The sequence below is a fragment of the Imperialibacter roseus genome (genome assembly GCF_032999765.1).
Classification (GTDB): domain Bacteria; phylum Bacteroidota; class Bacteroidia; order Cytophagales; family Cyclobacteriaceae; genus Imperialibacter; species Imperialibacter roseus.
The window spans coordinates 4,166,718-4,183,040 of the sequence record NZ_CP136051.1 but is presented as its reverse complement, the minus strand read 5'-3'; the positions used below and the strand labels follow the sequence as shown (position 1 = coordinate 4,183,040).

Here is a 16,323-nt window from a genome sequence, read left to right as displayed (position 1 = left end):
GTGTAGAAAGAACAGAGCAACCTCTTTAATCATAAGAGAGAAGCTTTCCGCTACCGTCGATGCTTACCTTAATTGCTTTTGGCTCATTGAAATAGATAAGATTTCCATAGCCGCTGATGTTGCCTCTTAATGTATCGATAGGGAATACTCTCATGTCATTGAGGCCTTCGTGCTCCACCACCACCACTTTTGCCCTAAGTCGGCTGCAATCCACCAACGACACCTGCTGGTTGACAAACAGGTCGGCGTAGTCGCTGGTGCCACTAATTTTTACGTTGGACTTGCCGTAGTTTCTCAGCACAAACCCACCCGTTTTTATGGTGAGGTCTATCTCTGTATAGCTGAGATGAATGGCCAGCCAGAGCCGGTCGAGGCGGATGGAGTCTTTGCTATACATCGGGCTGGTGCTTCGGTGAACAATGAAGTTCAGGTCAGGCGAAGAAATCGTCAGCTTTGGACTCTTGTAGTGGCTGTTCCAAAGGCAGGCGGTGGTATTTTCCACCCGATAGCCCTGGTCAATTTCTGTAAACGTCATATTGGGTAGCAACTCTTCATAGGTAGTAAGCACTACCTGTTGAAAGGCCCCGCTCACCAGCTCTACTTCAATGTCATCCATGATTTCCAGGCTGGTGAACTTCTTCAATTCTATTTCCTCTACTATCTCATGGCCGTATTTTTCAAAGCACCGGTCAACAAACCCATCCTGACAGGCTGACCCAGTTAGCCCACCGAGCATTACCAATGATATCTGCAAGATGTGCCTACTACTAAAACGCATAGGTACCTCCCCAAATTACTGCGTAAGACCCCTGAAAGTTCCTGACAATCAGGTGACTGGCTACCGAGAACTTGTTGTTGATATGGAATTTCAGGCCTGCCTTCTGGTACCAGTCGGGGTCGGCGGTTTGCTTCACCACATGGTAGCCAAGCCCTGCCTGCAAACCCATTCGCCCAAACAGCCACTCTTGTTGAGCGAGGATGCCTACTCTGTAGTGAAGGCCGTTCCCACTCACGATGCCCGTGCTCACCTCATACTTAGTCGCCCAATCATAAAAGTAGTCGACGCCTATGCCAAGATAGACTTTTTCAAAAAACAGCCTTTCTCTCAGAACCCCGAGGTAAACCAGCGCATACTTTTTTGCCAGAAGCCACTCCGGTTGCCTCAGCCCCCCACCAAACTGGAGAAGCCAATGGCTTTTTCTTGCCAGCTGCAGGCCAGGTTTAGGCGCTTCAAACACCTTTTCTTTTTGCGAAAAAATGTAGCCAGCCCCGACGGCCATTTGTGCACTATTGAGCCCCAGGTTCGGAACCCTAATGCCACCATTCGAAATGTGCATAAAGGATAATTCCGCCCGGCTGTACCATCTCTGGCCCCAGTGTCTTTTGAACCCAACACCAAAATTGATTTTGTAGCTAAGCGGAGCGCCAATGGCAAAGTTGAGGTTACTTTCTTTTATGCTGAAATGAGAGCCGGAGTAGAGCAGCCCTACACCCGTGTTGGCGTAAATGGTCGATTCTTCCCACTGAACGACAGGTATGTCAAGGAAGGCCTGCAGACCGACGGCCTTCCCCAGGTTTTTGTTGTGGAAGTCGAGGTAAGTCAACTTTGCATGGAAGGAAAAAGTTTTGCGGGTGTTGGCCCAATTGTACAAAGGGATTGGTGTTTTTTGATAGCCGACACTAAAACCGCTGAGGGCGGTGTTGGTCAGGTGGGGAATTTTTTCATTGAAAAAGAAGGAGCCATACTCACCAGTCAATTCAATACTTTGTGATGCTTCGATGGAACTAATGCTTTGTCCGAAAACATTTGATAGTAGATTGAAAATAAAGATTATTGCAAGCGTATAGCGCATCGAACAAGTGAAAGACTCAAAAGTATGATTTTGAAAGGTAAAACGGCAATTGTAACGGGAGCGAGCAAGGGAATAGGGCTTGCCATTGTAGAGGAACTTTTAGAGAAGGGAGTGAAGGTAGCTGGCTGGAGCAGAACAGACCCGGGAATTTCAGACAACGATTTTCAGTTTATTAGCGCCGATGTGCAGTCGGTTGAGTCGATCGAAGCTGCCTACAAGGCCACAGTAGCTAAATTTGGCAACACTATCGACTTTCTGATCAACAATGCCGGACTTGGCATTCCTTCGGCTTTTGAGGACACCAAGCCCGAAGACTGGCAGACAATGTTTCGCACCAATGTCGACAGCATCTTCTACATCTCCAGGCTGCTGGTGCCGCAAATGAAGCAAAACGACTTCGGGCATATCATTAACATTTCCTCTATTGCAGGGCTCAATGGGGTGAAAGGCTACGCAGCCTACAGCGCCACCAAACATGCCGTAACCGGACTCACACACTCCATGATGATGGAGCTCCGGGACTTTGGCATCAAAGTCACTGGTGTGTATCCGGGCTCTACCAATACCCATTTCTTCGAAGGAAGGCATACCTCTACGCCACCTGAAAACATGATGCGGCCGGAAGATATTGCCAAGTCAGTAGTCGAGTTATTGGACACCCACCCAAATTACTTGCCAGGCGATATTGAATTAAGACCCCTAAGACCACAAGGAAAGCCTAAAAAATAATATTTTTGGGGTTGCATTCAGGATATGTCGCTAGAGGTACAAAATGTAAGTAAGGTTTTCGGCGCTCAGAGAGCGGTTGATCATCTTTCTTTTTCGGCTAAGAAAGGAGAAATTCTCGGGTTTTTAGGCCCCAATGGTGCGGGTAAGTCCACTACCATGAAAATGGCCACCACCTATTTTGTTCCCACCGAAGGAACGATTTCCGTGGCTGGTTACGACGTCGAAACCCAATCGGCTGAAGTGCGCAACCACGTGGGCTACCTGCCCGAACACAACCCGCTCTACCTCGACATGTACGTGCATGAGTACCTTGCTTTCATTGGCCATGTGCACAAAATCAAAGGCAATGCCCTTTCCAGCAGGGTAAAGGAGATGATTGACCTGTGCGGCCTGGGAGTAGAGCAAAACAAGCTGATCGGCCAGCTGTCGAAAGGTTACCGCCAGCGGGTGGGCTTAGCTCAGGCACTGATCCACAATCCACCGGTACTTATCCTCGATGAACCGACCACCGGCCTCGATCCAAACCAAATCCTGGAAATCCGCCATGTAATCAAAGAGATAGGTAAAGAAAAGACCGTGGTGTTTTCTACCCACATCATGCAGGAGGTGACTGCTATCTGCGAAAGGGTCATCATCATCAATAAGGGGAAGAAAGTGGCCGACAGCACCGTGAAAGAGCTGGGTAAGCAGGCCAAAGGCCAAACCTATGTGGTACTGGAGTTTTCGGAAGAAATGAGCAGCTTTGCCGGGTTGGATAAAATGAAAGAAGTAGTCAATATAGAGACAATCGACGCCAGGAAGATCCGGCTTACAATCGATGCTGACAAGGACATTCGACCGTCGCTGCTCAAGCTGGCGGGTGAAAATAGCTGGCCGCTGTTGGGCATCCAGCAAGAGGAGAACTCTCTGGAAAATATATTTAAGGAACTCACACAAGAAACAGTTTCTTAGCCTATGTGGACAGTTTTCAGCAAAGAAGTCAATAGCTTCCTCAATTCACTTATTGCCTACGTGGTGATAGCGGTGTTCCTTACCGGCATTGGCCTGCTCATGTGGGTGTTTCCTGAAACCAGCGTACTCGACTATGGCTATGCCGACATGGAGACCCTTTTCAGCCTTGGCCCCTATGTGCTGATGTTTCTAATTCCTGCTATTACTATGCGGCTTTTTGCAGAGGAGAAAAAAGGAGGGACGCTTGAGTTGCTGCTAACCAGGCCGCTTTCTGAAGTGCAGATTATAGGCGGCAAATACCTGGCCGGCCTCTTTCTTGTCGTCTTTACTTTGCTGCCCACTGCTCTTTACTATTTCTCTATTTCATCGTTGGGTAATCCTCCGGGCAACCTCGACACCGCTGGCATCCTAGGCTCCTATGTCGGGTTGGTTTTGTTGGGGGCCGCTTTCACGTCGATTGGTCTAATGGCATCGTCGTTATCAGAAAACCAAATCATTGCTTTTATACTGGCTGTATTCCTCTGCTTTTTCCTTTTCACGGGCTTCAACTCTATCGCTGCCATCAACGTGTGGGGCAGCTACTCATTGTTCTTTGAACAGCTGGGCATGCTTACACATTACAACTCGCTGAGCAAGGGGCTGCTCGATTCCAGGGACATTGTCTATTTTCTGAGTGTAATTTTCATATTCCTGCTGATAACCAGACTTAAACTCAACCAAAGGATATGAACTGGAAAAGCAGACAGGTGACCCGATGGTTGATATTGCTCAATGGCCTTTTTCTGGTCGTTTGGGTAAACATGCTGGCCGACACCTGGCCAGTCCGCATTGACCTCACCGAGGAAGGAAGATATTCCATCTCTGAGCCAACTAAAGAATTGTTGCGTAACCTCGACGAGGTGGTGTATGTGGAAGTGTACCTCGAAGGAGAGCTGCCTTCCAACCTGAAAAGGCTTCAGAAATCAATCAGGGAGACGCTGGAAGAGTTCAGTGTGCATGGTGGCAAAAACCTTGAGTTTACTTTCAAGAATCCCGTAGCAGGGGGCTCTCGCCAGGCCCAGGAAAAAATGATGATGGAGCTGAGCGCTAAAGGCATCCAACCCACCGATCTGAGCTATACCAAAGATGGCAATACTGTCCGCCGTCGGTTGTATCCTGGGGCGTTGATTTCCTACGGAGGCAGGGAAGCTGGCGTGATGCTGCTCAAGGGTAACAAAGGCGATGGCAACGAGGAGCTGCTCAACCAGTCGATAGAGGGAGCGGAATATAACCTTGCCTATGCCATCAAACAGTTGGTGAACAACGATAGAAAGAGGGTAGGGGTAGTTGTTGACCATTACGCCATTGACACACTGGCGCTGGCTGGTTTTCAGTCGTTGCTGATGGAAAAGTATGAGGTGAGTGCCATTCAGCTGACCAGGCAGGTGCAGCCGTTGGCTGGGTTTGACGCTATCGTGGTCGCAAAGCCCTCGGTGGAATTTAGTGAAAACGAAAAATACCTTCTCGATCAGTACGTCATGAGTGGGGGCAAGCTGCTGTTTTTCATTGATGCGCTCAGCGTCGACATGGCAGGGGCAGAGGGAGCAGGCACCATCGCCTTCCCCATTGAACACAACCTCACTGACCTGCTTTTCAACTACGGGGCTCGCATCAACCAGAACTTTGTGCAAGACTTAAGCTGCGGAGAATTCCTGGTCATCGATGGCATGGTGGGCGACCAACCTCAGGTGAAATTGATCCCCTGGCCGTTTTTTCCGGAGGTCAATCGGTTTTCAGATCACCCTGTGGTCAAAAACCTGGACGCTGTCATTTTCCGATTCACCTCTACCATCGACACTGTAAAGGCCAACGGCATCGTAAAGACGCCTTTGATGTTTACCTCGGAAAGGTCGAGAGTGCTGTCGTCGCCTGTCAGGGTCAACCTCAACGATATCCGAGGAGGCATCAATCCGGAGGCGTTCAACCAGGGGAGTCAGCCCGTGGGCTATTTGCTGGAAGGCCCGTTTAATTCGCTTTATAGAAACAGGACGCTTCCAAGAGGCGTAAATAAAACCGGATTCAGGGAAAAAGGAGTGCCATCAAAAATAGTGGTGGTGGCAGATGGCGATTTCATCCGCAATGAGCTGAACCCCGAAAACGGGCAGCCAATGGAGCTGGGCATCGACCCTATTTCTCAGAAAGTATACGCCAACAAAGACTTCATTGTCAATGCTCTTGAGTACCTCATGGACGATGATGGGTTGATTTTGGCCAGAAACCGTGAAGTGAAGATACGACCGCTCGATAAGCAGAAGATAGATGAAAGCCGCACATTCTGGCAGGTACTGAATCTGGCAGGTCCTTTGGTGCTTTTGCTGCTCTTCGGTATCGCTAAAATGTTCCTAAGAAAGAGAAAATACACCAGGTTCTAAGGCCATGCATAAAAACACCACACTACTTATTTCTCTGGGCGTTTTGTTGCTGCTAATTGCCGGCACATGGTGGGCGGGGAGTCCATCCGAAACATCCATTGTAGGATACGATTTACTGGAGCTATCCGACACGACCAAAATCTCACGCATTGAGATGATTTCCGATGAAAACAGCGTGATATTGAGCAAAGTAAATGACAAATGGCTGGTCAACGACAAGTACAAAGTGGATCGATCCATCCGAAATTTCCTTGTGGGTGTGCTGAAACTGGTGAGGGTAAAAAGAGAAGTGGGGCCAAGTCAGCTAGCTGAAGTAAAGCAGTGGATGGCATCAGGCAGAAAAGTAATTATCAGCGGAGAGCAGGGTGTGCTCGCTGAGTTTACCGCTACAGGCAACCCTTCGAAAACAGAATCTTACTTCAACCTTGCCGGGGAGAGCAAGGTGTATCAGGTAGAGCTGCCCGGTTATCCCAACTATGTTTCGGGCATCTTCGAATTTACCGAAAACCAATGGCGCAACAGGCTGCTGTTTTCCAGCGACTGGCGCTCTATCCAGTCTTTAACAATTGACTACGCCGATGATCAGAAGAAGGATGTGACCATCGCCTTTGACAAGACCACCCTGAAAGTGGCCGAATTGCCGGAAGCAGACACCCTTGTGCTCGAAAACTACATTCAGCAGTACGAGTCCTTTTTTACCAATGAGTTCATCAGCCAGGGGCAAATTCCCGTTTATGACAGTCTGATGGACGCAACACCTGTGGCAACCATCAGGTTGAGGGACATTGATTCTGCGAAGAATACGGAGCTTGATGTCTACCCCGGCCCAACCGATCAGCCCTATGTGCTGCTAAAGGATGAAGCAGGAAATTACTCTGTTTGCGATGCAGGGCGGGTCCGTTCGCTACTGATTTCGCTGGATGATTTGAGGCCTGAAAAATAGGTTAGTTTGCCTCTTTCGTTGTTTAAAATTGGAATAGCATTTTATTACCCTCAAATCTAATTTTTGTTATAACTTTGCCGGGTTAACAATCTTACCTTACAATACAGAAATTCTATGAAATTCATTGTTTCGTCATCATATCTACTCAAACAACTATCAGCTATCAAAGGAGTGATTACCACTAATCCGGTAGTGCCTATCCTTGAAAACTTTCTATTTGAGATTACCGACGGAACATTGAAAGTGACGGCTTCTGACCTGCAAACTTCTATGATTACCGAAATAGAAGTGGAGGCCAAAGAAAACGGCAGCATTGCAGTGCCAGCCAAGATTTTGCTGGAAACCCTTTCTAACCTCCCTGAGCAGCCAGTAACCATTTCTGTCGACGAAGACACTTATAGCATCGAGATCAGCTCCGACAACGGGCGCTACAAGCTTTCAGGCGAAAACGCTACCGACTTCCCTAAGGTGCCTGAAGTAACCAACGGTTTTTCGGTGAACATATCTTCGGACGTGCTTGCAACAGCCATTAACAATACCTTCTTCGCCACCAGCAACGATGAGCTTCGCCCGGCCATGACTGGCGTTTACATCAAGCTTGACGAAACCAATACCACTTTTGTAGCCACAGACGGCCATCGTCTCGTACGCTACCGCCGGGTTGATGTGGCTGCCGACGTAACGAACTCAATGATCATCCCCAGAAAGGCGCTGAACCTGCTTAAAACAACACTTCCGGGAGAAAACACCAATGTAAGTGTGGAGTTCAACGTGTCAAACGCTTATTTCAAGTTTGATCATGTTAAGATGATCTGCCGCCTCATCGACGAGCGCTTTCCCGACTACGACAACGTCATTCCGGCGGAAAACAATAACATCATGACCATCGACCGCCTGGAGTTCCTCAGCTCCATGAAGCGGATTGCGATTTACGCCAACAAAACCACTCATCAGGTAAGGATTAAAATCACAGGCAGTGAACTGATGATTTCTGCTGAAGATCTTGACTTCTCGAATGAGGCCAACGAAAGACTTTCGTGTGAGCACGATGGAGAAGATATTGAAATCGGATTCAATGCCCAGTTCCTCATTCAGATGTTGAGTAACCTTGAGTCGAAAAAGATTTCGTTTAAACTTCAGGCTGCCAACAAAGCAGGCTTGCTTGTCCCGGTTGACAAAGATGAGAATGAAGACCTCCTCATGCTGGTAATGCCGGTAATGCTTAACAATTACGTGTAAGCTAAACTCGTTTTGAGCCGATCATCTTTTTTCTCGCCAGTAGCCTCTACTGAGGCTTTAGTGTGTCATTGTTTTTCATTAATTTGAGTTATTAACTCAAACACACACCCATGAAGAGATACACTTTACTGGCAATTGTCTGCATAGCCCTTGCGGCCTCGATTAGTTTTTCGTTCACCCCTGCTGACTCATATCGAAAGCTGGATCTTTCTGGTGCGTGGAGTAGCTCAGCTTCCGTAGGTGGAAAGCCTGCAAAACACATGCTTGTGATGACCGAAGGATACTTTTCCATGGCTACCTATGCCGAAGCTGACGGTTCATTTATCACCACCCTGGGAGGTAGCTATTCTAACACTGACAACTCACTTTCAGTCACGCTGGAATTTAACAGTTCAGACCCTTCCTCTGTCGGCCAACCAACGACACTGAATTTGAAAGAGACCAAAGATGGTTTTACTGTCAGCAGTTCCGATGGGTCAATTTACTATACCTTCACTAATGTAGATAAAGGAAAGCCCGGAGCGCTGATGGGGCCCTGGCTCATGTCTGGTCGCAAAGCCGACGACGGGAGCATCGCTAACCGGGATACAAGCGGCCCACGTAAAACCATGAAAATCCTGTCAGGTACACGCTTCCAGTGGATCGCCTACAACACTTCAACTGGAGAGTTTTTTGGCACCGGCGGAGGCAATTACACCACCAAAGGAGGAAAGTACACTGAGAACATAGAGTTCTTCTCCAGAGACAACACTCGGGTAGGGGCAGCCTTGCAGTTCGATTATTCACTGAAAGAAGGAGCCTGGCACCACAGCGGTTTGAGCAGCAAAGGTGATCCTATTTACGAAGTGTGGTCTAAGAGATGATCGTTCTCCGATGCAGTTTTTGAGCATCTTATGTTGGCTGGTTTTGCCGGGCTGTTTTTTGGCCTGGCAAGACCCGTCTGATGCACCTGCCGGACCCACTGCCAATAACGAATATGTTGGTGCCTGGATGAGCGAAAGTGTTGACAAAGGGCGACCCGTCACTCAGATTTTGATCGTCAGTGACACGTACTTCACCACAGCTTCCTTTCTGACAAAAGATCATCATTTCCTTTCTACTTCCGGAGGTACTTATAAGATGGAGGGAGACAAAATGACTGTGACCATCGAATTCCACTCTCCCGATCATTATCAGGTGGGGAAACAGCACGTGTTGCACGCAAAGCCCACTGAAACCGGCTACAAGCTGGTGGCCAGGGATGGCATGGTGCTGGGCGATTGGAAGCGAATTGATGCTGGAAACAACAGCCAGTTCGCAGGCCTTTGGTATGCTGCGGCGTATAGGAATGAAGCAGGCGACACAGTCAGAACTGACTATAAAGTAAAGACCATCAAGATATTATCCGATAGCCGTTTCCAATGGATTGCCTTTGACACAATTTCCCGGAAGTTTGTGGCAACCGCTGGTGGCACTTATTCCATCACGCCGACAGGTTATGTGGAGAGCCTGGAATTCTATGCGAATGCGGACGAAAGGATCGGTAAATCGCTTGGATTCAGGTATAAGCTGGAGGGAGGTAACTGGACTCACACAGGAAAAAGCAGCCAGGGGGCGCCGCTTTATGAGCTTTGGAGTAAAAAATAGTGCGGATGAGAAGACTCGAACTTCCATGCCTTGCGGCACTAGACCCTGAACCTAGCGTGTCTACCAATTTCACCACATCCGCATCTAAGGAGTTGCAATATTAATATAACTGCACGAAAACCATGCTATGAAACTTACAGAATATCGATAACGATAAATTCAACCCGTCGGTTCTTTTGTTTGTTCTCTTCGGTTGTATTGGGTAGCAGTGGCTTTGTTTCGCCATACCCTTTAGCCGCCAGCATTTTTTCGGGCACACCCTTATCCTTCAGCACTTCCACAATAGCTTGCGCCCGGCGCCCGGAGAGCTCCATATTGTCATCATGAGTGCCTGTGTTGTCCGTATGCGCCGCAATTTGAACAACCAGATTCGGGTGCTCCCAAAGCAACTCATAAACCTCTTGTATCTCAGCAAGAGACTCTTCCAGCATTTTAGCCGAGTTGGTTTCAAAAAAGACCTCTTTTAGCTGGAGCTTCATGCCAATCTTAATCGGGCTTAGTTCCAGCGTTATTTTAACATCAGGCCCCAGGTTTTCTTTCGCCAGATTGAACTCCACTTCGTTAAAAAGATGGCTGTCGGCCTTGCTAACAATGCGATAGTCTCCGCCTGCAGCAAGGTTTAACTTAAGTGTGTCGCCAAGCTCTTTGGCGAAGAGCACCTTTTTATTCAGCATGTCGAGTACCTTAACCTTGGCAGTGATTTTTTTCTTCGTCTCGCTGTCGACCACTATCAAAGTTAATCTGAGGTTTTCAGGAGGTGTTTCTTCGGAATTGTCGGTGGACGTTTTTATTGCTTCCGGGCTAACTTTAGCCGTAGCAATTTGCGAAACGCTCAGTGTAAACATAAGGTACACGGCTACCCGAGCGAGTAGTTGGGACATTGGTTTCATGCAGGAACAGGTCGATAAAAAATTGAATATATAAAAAAATATGTGCCTGAGCCAAAGTCAGGTATTAACGACTCTTTAACGGGGTTAAAACCTCTCTATTTGTGCGCCAATGGCGTTTAAACGTTTTTCTATGTATTGATAGCCACGGTCGATTTGCTCCACATTGTGGATGGTGCTGGTGCCCTCGGCAGACAGCGCAGCAATTAACAGCGATACGCCTGCACGGATGTCTGGAGATGTCATTTGTATACTGCGCAGTGGAAATGCCCTGTCCAGGCCAATCACTGTTGCCCTGTGCGGATCGCAAAGAATGATTTGAGCACCCATGTCGATAAGCTTATCCACAAAGAACAGCCGTGATTCGAACATTTTTTGATGGACGAGCACTGTTCCTCTGGCTTGAGTGGCGGTCACCAGAATGATACTGATGAGATCGGGCGTGAAGCCAGGCCAAATGGCATCCGCAATGGTGAGGATGGAGCCATCGATAAAAGAATCTATTACGTAGTGCTCTTGAGCGGGTATAAAGATATCGTCGCCTCTGAATTCCAGGTTGATGCCCAGTCTTCTAAATGTGTCAGGGATGATGCCCAGCTGATCGATGCGGGCATCTTTGATGGTAATTTCGCTTTGGGTCATGGCAGCGAGCCCAATAAAGCTGCCGATTTCAATCATGTCGGGCAGCATGGTGTGCTCGGTGCCTCCCAGGCTCTCCACACCCTCAATCACAAGCAGGTTGGAGCCAATGCCTGATATTTTGCCGCCCATCCGGTTGATCATTTTGCACAACTGCTGGATGTAGGGCTCACAGGCTGCATTGTAAACGGTAGTTGTGCCTTTGGCCATTGAGGCCGCCATAATGATATTGGCAGTACCCGTAACGGAAGCCTCATCCAGGTGAAGATAAGTGCCAGTAAGCTCTTTGGCGGAAACATTGTAGAAGCCGGTACCGATATGGTAGTCAAATTTAGCTCCCAGCTTTTGAAAACCAATGAAGTGCGTGTCGAGCCTTCTGCGGCCTATTTTGTCTCCTCCGGGCTTCGGTATTTTTCCTTTCCCAAACCGGGCTAGAAGCGGGCCGAGGATCATGATAGATCCACGAAGCGAAGCCGCCTTTTCCTTGAACTGATCGGACTCAAGGAAGTCCAGGTTGACGTCCTTAGCAGTAAAAATGTAGGATTCAGGGCCCGTTTTCTCAATTTGCACACCAAAATCAGCCAACAACTCTATGAGTTTGTTCACATCCCTGATATCAGGAATTTTCTTGATGTGTACTGGTTCTGCTGTAAGTAAAACTGCCGAAATTATCTGAAGAGCTTCGTTTTTAGCGCCCTGAGGTTGTATTTCCCCCTTAAGGCGCTGCCCTCCCTTTACCCTGAAAGAGGCCATCTAGTTTCTCCTGCGCTTTTGGAAATTACGTTTGTTTCTGTTGTTGTTGTTGCCGCCTCTGTTGTTATTGTCCCTCTGCTGGCGGGGTTGGTTGGTGGCAAACTCTCTTTCTTTCACCAATGGGTCGAAAAGGTTTTGCTCCTTTACTTTCTCAATACCAATGGTGAGGTCTCCTTTAGAGAGCTGTTCAATGTTTTGAAGAATCACTTCATCGTCAACATTATCACGGTTCCAGGCCAGCTGGAAAGTTTTCATCAGCTTGCCGATGGAAATGACAGCAGCCTCACGCTCTTCAGCATCTTCCAAAGCCAGCGCCTTCTGGATCATCAACTCCACGTTTTTTCCGTAGTGCTTGAACCGCACATTGTGAGTGTTGTAATCCATTTTTCTTGGCTTGCGACCAAGTATGCTCTTTTCAGGCATAGGAAAAGGACCGTCCACTTCAAGCTCGAAACCCGCCATGATGTAGAGGTCGTCCCAAACTTTCTGTGTGTACTCCGGATAATCTTTGGTGTTAGGATTGATCATCTTCATCAAATCCACAAGGGTCTCCGCAAAGCGGGTCCTTTTTTCTTTGTCCTCAATGGTCTTCACATAGTTGACCAGCTTTTGGACATTTCTTCCGTATTCTCTCAAAACTAAAGGGCTTTTATCTTCATTGAAGTCATTCATAGGAACGCCGTTTTGGTGCTACTCTAACCGGGTTCCTAGCAATTTACAAAAATCGCAATGAAAAGTTTCATCTAAAGGTAGAGTCTTCTTACTCCGAAATGAAACTTTTGGCGAAACTATTCTACTATTCTCAATTTGGCAAAGCTTAAAAGCAAAGTTTTTTCACCAAACTGCTCAAAATCGATGATGGCCTTCCTGTTGGCACCATCCACGTCCATCCTTATTACCTTTCCAAAGCCGAATTTGGGGTGTTCCACTCTGTTGCCGACTATTAAATTGCTGGTGTCGCTTGGTTTGAAATCGGATGAGGGTTGGTGTGCGGTTTGCTTTACAAAATGCCTTGGTGCTTGTGGTTTTTGCTCCGGGAAGCCGGCAATGAGCGAGCGCTTTCCAAAATGTTGTGCCTGCACGCCAGGCAGCGGTTCGTGGCTGCCAATAGATTTACTGACTTGCAAATAAGTCGTGTCGATGTCTGACAAAAAGCGGCTCGGTTCGCAGGTTTTCAGTCTGCCGTAGCGATAGCGGTTGAGCGCATAGCTGAGGAAAAGATGCTGTTCTGCCCGGGTAATAGCCACATAAAACAACCTGCGCTCTTCTTCCAGGTCGGCCCGGCTGCTGAGCATCATTTGGGAGGGGAAAAGATCTTCCTCCATGCCCACCACAAATACGTTCTTGAACTCCAGCCCCTTTGCCATGTGGATGGTCATCAGCGTCACGGCGTCGTCCAACTCTTTGTTTTTATCGTCGGCATCCGTCAGCAGTGATACTTCCTGCAAAAAGGCTCCAAGGGTTTTGTCGTTGGTTTCAGGGTTGTCGACAAACTCTTTGATGGCATTGAGCAATTCCTGCACGTTTTCGTACCGGTTCAGTCCCTCCACTGTTTTATCTTCGTAAAGCTCCTTGAGCAAGCCTGAGTTTTTCGCAACCATTTGAGCTGTATCGTACGCATCACTTTTTTCCATGGTAATGCGGAAGCTCTTGATCATGGTGACAAAGTTTTTGATCGCTTCACCTGCACGCCCACCCACAAAATGGTGGATATTCTCAAGAATCTCCCAAAGGGAAACGCCCTGCTCATCGGCGGCAACGATAATTTTATCTACACTGGAGTCGCCAATTCCCCGCTTTGGTAGGTTGATAATGCGGCGAAGCGCCTGTTCGTCGTTCTGATTGACAGCGAAGCGCAGGTACCCAAGCAGGTCTTTGATCTCCTTCCTTTGGTAGAACGACAGGCCTCCAACCACTTTGTACTTGATGTTCATTCGCCTGAGCGCTTCTTCCATTGCCCTCGATTGGCTGTTGGTGCGGTACAGTACAGCAAAATCGCTGTTATGGTACTGGTGATTCATTTTTTGCTCAAAAATGGTCGAGGCCACCAGCTTCCCTTCCTCATTGTCGCTCACGGCCTTGATGAGCTCTATCAACCGACCTTCCTGGTTGGAAGTCCAAACGTTTTTGTGCAGCTGGGCTTTGTTCTTCACTATCACCGAGTTGGCAGCATTGACAATGTTTTGCGTCGACCGGTAATTCTGCTCCAGCTTGATGATTCTCAGGTCGGGGTAGTCTTTTTCGAAATTTAGGATGTTCTGAATATTGGCTCCCCGGAAAGCGTAAATACTTTGTGCATCATCGCCTACCACAGCTATGTTTTGGCGGACGGATGCGAGCCTTTTTGTGATCAGGTACTGCGAAATATTGGTATCCTGAAACTCGTCCACCAGCACATATTGAAAGCGTTGCTGGTATTTGTTGAGCACGTCTGGGTGTTCTTTGAAAAGCAGATTGGTATTAAAGAGCAGGTCGTCGAAATCCATAGCGTCGGCCTTGAAACAGCGCTGCACATAAAGCTGGTAGAGCTTGCCAATATGCGGCCGCATCTGGCTTTCGTCGTCGGCCTGATACAGGGGATTATTGATGTAGTCTTTCCACGATACCAGATTGTTTTTGGCACCAGAAATGCGGCTAAATACAGCGTTGGCTTTGTAGACTTTGTCATCAAGCCCTTGTTCTTTTACTATAGATTTGATGAGCGACTTGGAGTCGTCGGCATCGTAGATGGTGAAGTTGCTCGGATAGCCAATATGATGCGCTTCCGAACGAAGGAGTCTGGCAAACACGGAGTGAAAAGTGCCCATCCAAATGTTTCGGGCATCATTGTCCACTACTTTTTCTATTCGGTTACGCATTTCCCTGGCCGCCTTATTGGTAAAGGTGAGTGCCATTATCGAGAAAGGATCAACATGCTTGTACTTGATCAGGTAGGCGATTCTGTAGGTGAGTACCCTGGTTTTTCCCGATCCTGCGCCCGCAATGATCATGGTCGGCCCTTCCGTATTGATTACCCCTTCTCGCTGAGGTTCGTTTAGTTCTTTTAGAAATTCCTCTTCCGCATCTAGACTCATGACCGCAAGTTAACAAATGACGGGCTTCACATGCGAGTAAACTTTTGGAGGAATTTCGATATCAGGAAAATTAAGGCGACGAACGCCGTGGAATCTGCGTCTGGCAGGAAGGCTAATGCTGGAATGTTTTGATAATGCGTTAAATACTGTCCGATTATTCTACTCGTTTATTAATTTGCCAGCCTTTTATTAAAGAACAGTGTATGAATTTGACTATCCGTGAGGCATCATTGGGAGATGCCAAGATTATTATCGACTTCCAGATAAAAATGGCCTGGGAAACAGAGAAATTGAACCTGGACAGGGCTGTGGTTGAAAAAGGCGTTATTTCTGTTTTCAACGATCCAAATAAGGGCACGTATTTTGTAGCTGAAGGGGAAGGTAAGATTGTTGCCTCATTGCTGATCACCTTTGAGTGGTCCGACTGGAGAAACAGCACGGTGTGGTGGATTCAGTCGGTGTTTGTGATAGAAGAGTCCCGGGGAAAAGGTGTTTTTAAAAAAATGTATCAGTTTCTCTCCGATAAAGTTAAAAGGATTCCTTCTTTGGCAGGCCTGAGATTGTATGTGGACAAAACAAACACATCAGCTCAGGGAGTGTACAGCAAACTTGGCATGAATGGCGACCATTACCAGTTGTACGAATGGTTAAAGTAGAAGGAAATGAAGAAGGTATTATTTGTACTGGGTTTGGCACTGCTGGTCTACGGTGGCTATACAGCTTATGAATTCTATAATTCTCTGGGGCTAAGCCCAAGGGGGCAGGCGACTTACCAAACACAGGACATTACCATTGATCTTGACTATGGCAGGCCTTACAAGCGAGGCAGGAAGGTCTTTGGTGGGCTGGTGCCTTACGGTGAATATTGGAGAACAGGAGCCAACGAAGCCACTGAGATTGAGTTTAGCAGAGATGTGGTTTTTGGGGGTAAACCGATCAAAAAAGGAAGATACAGACTCTATACTATTCCGGAATCTGCCCGCTGGACAATAGTACTCAACAGCGAATTAGCTCAGTGGGGCAAGTTCGAACCCAACTACGACCTGGATGTGCTGAGAGTGGAGGTGCCGGTGCTTAACCCAAAAGAAGAAGTAGAGCAGTTGACGATGGAGTTTCAACCTGATGAAAACGGAACCCAACTTCTTTTCAAATGGAACAGGACGCTGACCAGGGTGCCTATCAAATGGGAGAATCCGCCAGTCAGTTCGCTCAAATGAA

Annotated in this window: 16 protein-coding genes and 1 tRNA gene; 10 read left to right on the top strand and 7 right to left on the bottom strand. The window is 47.7% G+C overall.

Annotation, left to right across the window (positions count from 1 at the left end):
- Positions 1 to 25 precede the first annotated feature (25 nt).
- Positions 26 to 778 (bottom strand): GIN domain-containing protein, encoded by a 753-nt coding sequence (locus RT717_RS17550; protein ID WP_317487688.1) that lies wholly within the window; start codon positions 776 to 778, stop codon positions 26 to 28.
- Positions 768 to 1,853, bottom strand: a complete 1,086-nt coding sequence (locus tag RT717_RS17545) for an acyloxyacyl hydrolase (RefSeq protein ID WP_317487687.1) — start codon at positions 1,851 to 1,853, stop codon at positions 768 to 770. Before RT717_RS17545 ends, RT717_RS17550 begins: the two co-directional genes overlap by 11 nt.
- A 24-nt stretch (positions 1,854 to 1,877) precedes the next feature.
- Here RT717_RS17545 and RT717_RS17540 point away from each other — a divergent pair, with 24 nt between their 5' ends.
- The 8 genes from RT717_RS17540 (at position 1,878) to RT717_RS17505 (ending at position 9,752) form a co-directional block, all read left to right on the top strand.
- Positions 1,878 to 2,582 (top strand): SDR family oxidoreductase, encoded by a 705-nt coding sequence (locus tag RT717_RS17540; protein WP_317487686.1) that lies wholly within the window; start codon positions 1,878 to 1,880, stop codon positions 2,580 to 2,582.
- A 24-nt stretch (positions 2,583 to 2,606) separates the two neighbouring features.
- Positions 2,607 to 3,533, top strand: a complete 927-nt coding sequence (gene gldA / locus RT717_RS17535; RefSeq protein ID WP_317487685.1) for a gliding motility-associated ABC transporter ATP-binding subunit GldA — start codon at positions 2,607 to 2,609, stop codon at positions 3,531 to 3,533.
- Between the two features lie 3 nt (positions 3,534 to 3,536).
- Positions 3,537 to 4,262, top strand: a complete 726-nt coding sequence (gene gldF, locus RT717_RS17530) for a gliding motility-associated ABC transporter permease subunit GldF (RefSeq protein ID WP_317487684.1) — start codon at positions 3,537 to 3,539, stop codon at positions 4,260 to 4,262.
- A complete protein-coding gene (gldG, locus tag RT717_RS17525) occupies positions 4,259 to 5,944 on the top strand; it encodes a gliding motility-associated ABC transporter substrate-binding protein GldG (RefSeq protein WP_317487683.1) in 1,686 nt (561 codons plus the stop codon). Before gldF ends, gldG begins: the two co-directional genes overlap by 4 nt.
- Positions 5,945 to 5,948: 4 nt before the next feature.
- Positions 5,949 to 6,887 (top strand): hypothetical protein, encoded by a 939-nt coding sequence (locus RT717_RS17520; RefSeq protein ID WP_317487682.1) that lies wholly within the window; start codon positions 5,949 to 5,951, stop codon positions 6,885 to 6,887.
- 114 nt (positions 6,888 to 7,001) lie between these two features.
- A complete protein-coding gene (gene dnaN, locus RT717_RS17515) occupies positions 7,002 to 8,126 on the top strand; it encodes a DNA polymerase III subunit beta (RefSeq protein ID WP_317487681.1) in 1,125 nt (374 codons plus the stop codon).
- A 110-nt stretch (positions 8,127 to 8,236) separates the two neighbouring features.
- Positions 8,237 to 8,989, top strand: coding sequence for a membrane or secreted protein (locus RT717_RS17510; RefSeq protein ID WP_317487680.1), 753 nt, complete (start codon positions 8,237 to 8,239; stop codon positions 8,987 to 8,989).
- 58 nt (positions 8,990 to 9,047) lie between these two features.
- Positions 9,048 to 9,752: a hypothetical protein gene (locus tag RT717_RS17505; RefSeq protein ID WP_317487679.1), complete on the top strand. Its 705-nt coding sequence runs from the start codon at positions 9,048 to 9,050 to the stop codon at positions 9,750 to 9,752.
- Here the strand turns inward: RT717_RS17505 and RT717_RS17500 are convergent.
- The 5 genes from RT717_RS17500 to RT717_RS17480 all read right to left on the bottom strand — a co-directional run bounded on the left by RT717_RS17500 (position 9,753) and on the right by RT717_RS17480 (position 15,105).
- Positions 9,753 to 9,834 (bottom strand) — tRNA-Leu (locus RT717_RS17500).
- A 52-nt stretch (positions 9,835 to 9,886) separates the two neighbouring features.
- The gene (locus RT717_RS17495; protein ID WP_317487678.1) at positions 9,887 to 10,633 is read right to left on the bottom strand and encodes an OmpA family protein; all 747 of its coding nucleotides are present in this window, start codon (positions 10,631 to 10,633) and stop codon (positions 9,887 to 9,889) included.
- A gap of 93 nt (positions 10,634 to 10,726) precedes the next feature.
- The gene (gene murA / locus RT717_RS17490) at positions 10,727 to 12,031 is read right to left on the bottom strand and encodes a UDP-N-acetylglucosamine 1-carboxyvinyltransferase (RefSeq protein WP_317487677.1); all 1,305 of its coding nucleotides are present in this window, start codon (positions 12,029 to 12,031) and stop codon (positions 10,727 to 10,729) included.
- Positions 12,032 to 12,703 carry a DUF4290 domain-containing protein gene (locus RT717_RS17485; RefSeq protein ID WP_317487676.1) on the bottom strand — a complete coding sequence of 224 codons (672 nt, stop codon included), beginning with the start codon at positions 12,701 to 12,703 and terminating at the stop codon, positions 12,032 to 12,034. It lies immediately after the preceding gene.
- 116 nt (positions 12,704 to 12,819) lie between these two features.
- On the bottom strand, positions 12,820 to 15,105 hold the full coding sequence (locus tag RT717_RS17480; RefSeq protein WP_317487675.1) for an ATP-dependent helicase: 2,286 nt from the start codon (positions 15,103 to 15,105) through the stop codon (positions 12,820 to 12,822).
- 203 nt (positions 15,106 to 15,308) lie between these two features.
- Here RT717_RS17480 and RT717_RS17475 point away from each other — a divergent pair, with 203 nt between their 5' ends.
- Both RT717_RS17475 and RT717_RS17470 read left to right on the top strand, forming a co-directional pair.
- A complete protein-coding gene (locus RT717_RS17475) occupies positions 15,309 to 15,761 on the top strand; it encodes a GNAT family N-acetyltransferase (protein WP_317487674.1) in 453 nt (150 codons plus the stop codon).
- 6 nt (positions 15,762 to 15,767) lie between these two features.
- Positions 15,768 to 16,322: a DUF2911 domain-containing protein gene (locus tag RT717_RS17470; RefSeq protein ID WP_317487673.1), complete on the top strand. Its 555-nt coding sequence runs from the start codon at positions 15,768 to 15,770 to the stop codon at positions 16,320 to 16,322.
- Position 16,323: the final 1 nt, after the last annotated feature.